Here is a 3285-nt window from a genome sequence, read left to right as displayed (position 1 = left end):
TTGGTTGCGGGGAGAGGATTTGAACCTCTGACCTTCAGGTTATGAGCCTGACGAGCTACCTGGCTGCTCCACCCCGCGGTGATTTTGTTGTTTCATCGATTTATAGAGATTGGTTGGATCTTTACTAGGTTTGGCGGTGACCTACTCTCCCACGTCTTAAGACGCAGTACCATTGGCGCGGCAGCACTTAACTTCCGGGTTCGGGATGGGACCGGGTGTTTTGCTTGCGCTATGACCACCAAACCGAGGAAAGATCCAATTTTGTCCAAGTCGAGTACAGTAAGTATGCTTTTGGTGTCTTGCTTTTACTGGATCAAATCAAGCCTATCGGACAATTAGTACCGGTCAACTGAATGCATTACTGCACTTACATCTCCGGCCTATCGACGAGGTGGTCTACCTCGGTCCTCAGGGATACCTTGTTTTGAGGGGGGCTTCCCGCTTAGATGCCTTCAGCGGTTATCCTTTCCGATCATAGCTACCCTGCACTGCTGCTGGCGCAACAACAGGTCCACCAGTGGATCGTTCACCCCGGTCCTCTCGTACTAGGGGCAACTCCTCTCAAGTATCCTACACCCACGGCAGATAGGGACCGAACTGTCTCACGACGTTCTAAACCCAGCTCACGTACCTCTTTAAACGGCGAACAGCCGTACCCTTGGGACCTGCTCCAGCCCCAGGATGAGATGAGCCGACATCGAGGTGCCAAACACTGCCGTCGATATGGACTCTTGGGCAGTATCAGCCTGTTATCCCCGGCGTACCTTTTATCCGTTGAGCGATGGCCCTTCCACTCGGGACCACCGGATCACTATGGCCGACTTTCGTCTCTGCTCGACTTGTCAGTCTCGCAGTCAGGCTGGCTTCTGCCATTGCACTCAACGAGCGATTTCCGACCGCTCTGAGCCAACCTTCGCGCGCCTCCGTTACGCTTTAGGAGGCGACCGCCCCAGTCAAACTACCCGCCACACAGGGTCCCGGATCCGGATAACGGACCGCGGTTAGACATCAAACAGGCGAAGGGTGGTATCTCAAGGATGGCTCCACAGCGACTGGCGTCACTGCTTCAAAGCCTACCACCTATCCTGCACATCACATGTCTGATGCCAATGTGAAGCTGTAGTAAAGGTGCACGGGGTCTTTCCGTCTAACCGCGGGAAGCCTGCATCTTGACAGGCAATTCAATTTCGCTGAGTCGATGTTGGAGACAGCGGGGAAGTCGTTACGCCATTCGTGCAGGTCGGAACTTACCCGACAAGGAATTTCGCTACCTTAGGACCGTTATAGTTACGGCCGCCGTTTACCGGGGCTTCAATTCGGTGCTTGCACACCTCCTTTTAACCTTCCGGCACCGGGCAGGCGTCAGACCCTATACGTCGTCTTGCGACTTCGCAGAGCCCTGTGTTTTTAGTAAACAGTCGCCACCCCCTGGTTTGTGCCCCCAGCTCCAAGTTGCCTTGGAACTGGGCCTCCTTCTCGCGAACTTACGGAGGTATTTTGCCGAGTTCCTTCAACATCGTTCTCTCAAGCGCCTTGGTATTCTCTACCAGTCCACCTGTGTCGGTTTAGGGTACGATCTCATGGAGGGCTATTTCCAGGAACCGATTAGCGGCCCACCCAATCCAATAAGGGTGAACAACCTTCACGATCCGTCACATCCTCCTGGCCCAGGAATATTAACCTGGTTCCCATCGACTACGCCTTTCGGCCTCGCCTTAGGGGTCGGCTTACCCTGCTCAGATTAGCTTTAAGCAGGAACCCTTGGACTTTCGGCGACAGGGTCTCTCACCCTGTTTGTCGCTACTCATGTCATCATTCTCGCTAGTGATCACTCCACCGGATCCCTCACAGGCCGGCTTCACAGTCAAACCCGAGCCTCCAATGATCCCGAAGGATCTAAGGAGGCGTGGGTTTTATCACACTACGCTCCGCTACCATGCACTATGTGCATCCTCAGCTTCGGCTCATGGCTTGAGCCCCGTTACATCTTCGCCGCAGGACAACTTGATTAGACCAGTGAGCTGTTACGCTATCTTTAAAGGATGGCTGCTTCTAAGCCAACCTCCTGGTTGTTTTGGTCGTCCCACCTGCTTTCCCACTTAGCCATGAATTAGGGGCCTTAGCTGGAGGTCAGGGTTGTTTCCCTCTCCACTACGGGCGTTAGCACCCGCAGTGTGTCTGCCATCTAGTACTCCCGGGTATTCGGAGTTTGGTTAGGATCAGTAAGCCTGTGGGGCCCCATTACCCATCCAGTGCTCTACCCCCCGGGGTATTCGGATGACGCTCTACCTAAATAGATTTCGCGGAGAACCAGCTATCTCCGAGTTTGATTGGCCTTTCACCCCTAGGCACAACTCATCCCGACCTTTTTCAACAGGTGTGGGTTCGGACCTCCAGTAAGTGTTACCTTACCTTCATCCTGGTCATGCCTAGATCACTCGGTTTCGGGTCTGATCCCACGAACTCGACGCCCTATTAAGACTCGCTTTCGCTGCGCCTACACCTATCGGCTTAAGCTTGCTCGTGAGACCAAGTCGATGACCCATTATACAAAAGGTACGCCGTCAGGGCTCTAGGCCCCTCCGACTGCTTGTAGGCGTCCGGTTTCAGAAACTGTTTCACTCCCCTCGTCGGGGTGCTTTTCACCTTTCCCTCACGGTACTGGTTCGCTATCGGTCAGTAAGGAGTACTTAGCCTTCGAAGGTGGTCCTCCGATCTTCAGACAGGATTTCACGTGTCCCGCCCTACTTAATACGTCCTATCGAGCTTCCCATACGGGACTGTCACCCACTATGGTCTGTCTTTCCAAACAGTTCTGGTCACTCTCAAGGCTCGGCTGGTCCCCGTTCGCTCGCCGCTACTAGGGGAGTATCAATTGATTTCCTTTCCTCCGGGTACTTAGATGTTTCAGTTCCCCGGGTTTGCTCTTAAAACCCTATGTATTCAGGTAATAAGTACCTGTTTCAGAAAGATATTGAGTGTCCGAAGACAACAATATCAAACTGTCAGGTGGGTTGCCCCATTCGGAGATCCATGGGTCAAAGCCTATTCTCGGCTCACCATAGCTTATCGCAGAGTATCACGTCCTTCATCGCCTCTTACTGCCAAGGCATTCACCAAACGCCCTTCTCGCGCTTGATTTGATCCAGAAAGAGCAAGACACGTCTTGCACGCATCGGGCTGGTTCGACCGATGCTCATTCTGAACCAAAAGCATACTTTCCCGCTCTCGATCATGTCGGTGATCGAGAACATTGGTTAGTGTACTTGACTTGGACAACACCGC

At 53.2% G+C, this 3285-nt stretch carries 1 tRNA gene and 2 rRNA genes; all 3 read right to left on the bottom strand.

The features are described 5' to 3' along the window. Nucleotide 1 precedes the first annotated feature (1 nt). Nucleotides 2-78: transfer RNA gene (locus tag R1W00_RS18140), tRNA-Met, on the bottom strand. A 50-nt stretch (nt 79-128) separates the two neighbouring features. Continuing rightward, a 5S ribosomal RNA gene (gene rrf, locus R1W00_RS18135) occupies nt 129-243 on the bottom strand. 71 nt (nt 244-314) lie between these two features. After that, nucleotides 315-3141 (bottom strand): 23S ribosomal RNA (locus R1W00_RS18130). Nucleotides 3142-3285: the final 144 nt, after the last annotated feature.

Origin of the sequence: Rhodovulum sp. FJ3, assembly GCF_032918305.1 — a bacterium.
Classification (GTDB): Bacteria; Pseudomonadota; Alphaproteobacteria; order Rhodobacterales; family Rhodobacteraceae; genus SAT37.
The sequence above is the reverse complement of the archived record's forward strand: the minus strand, read 5'-3'. Positions and strand labels throughout refer to the sequence as shown.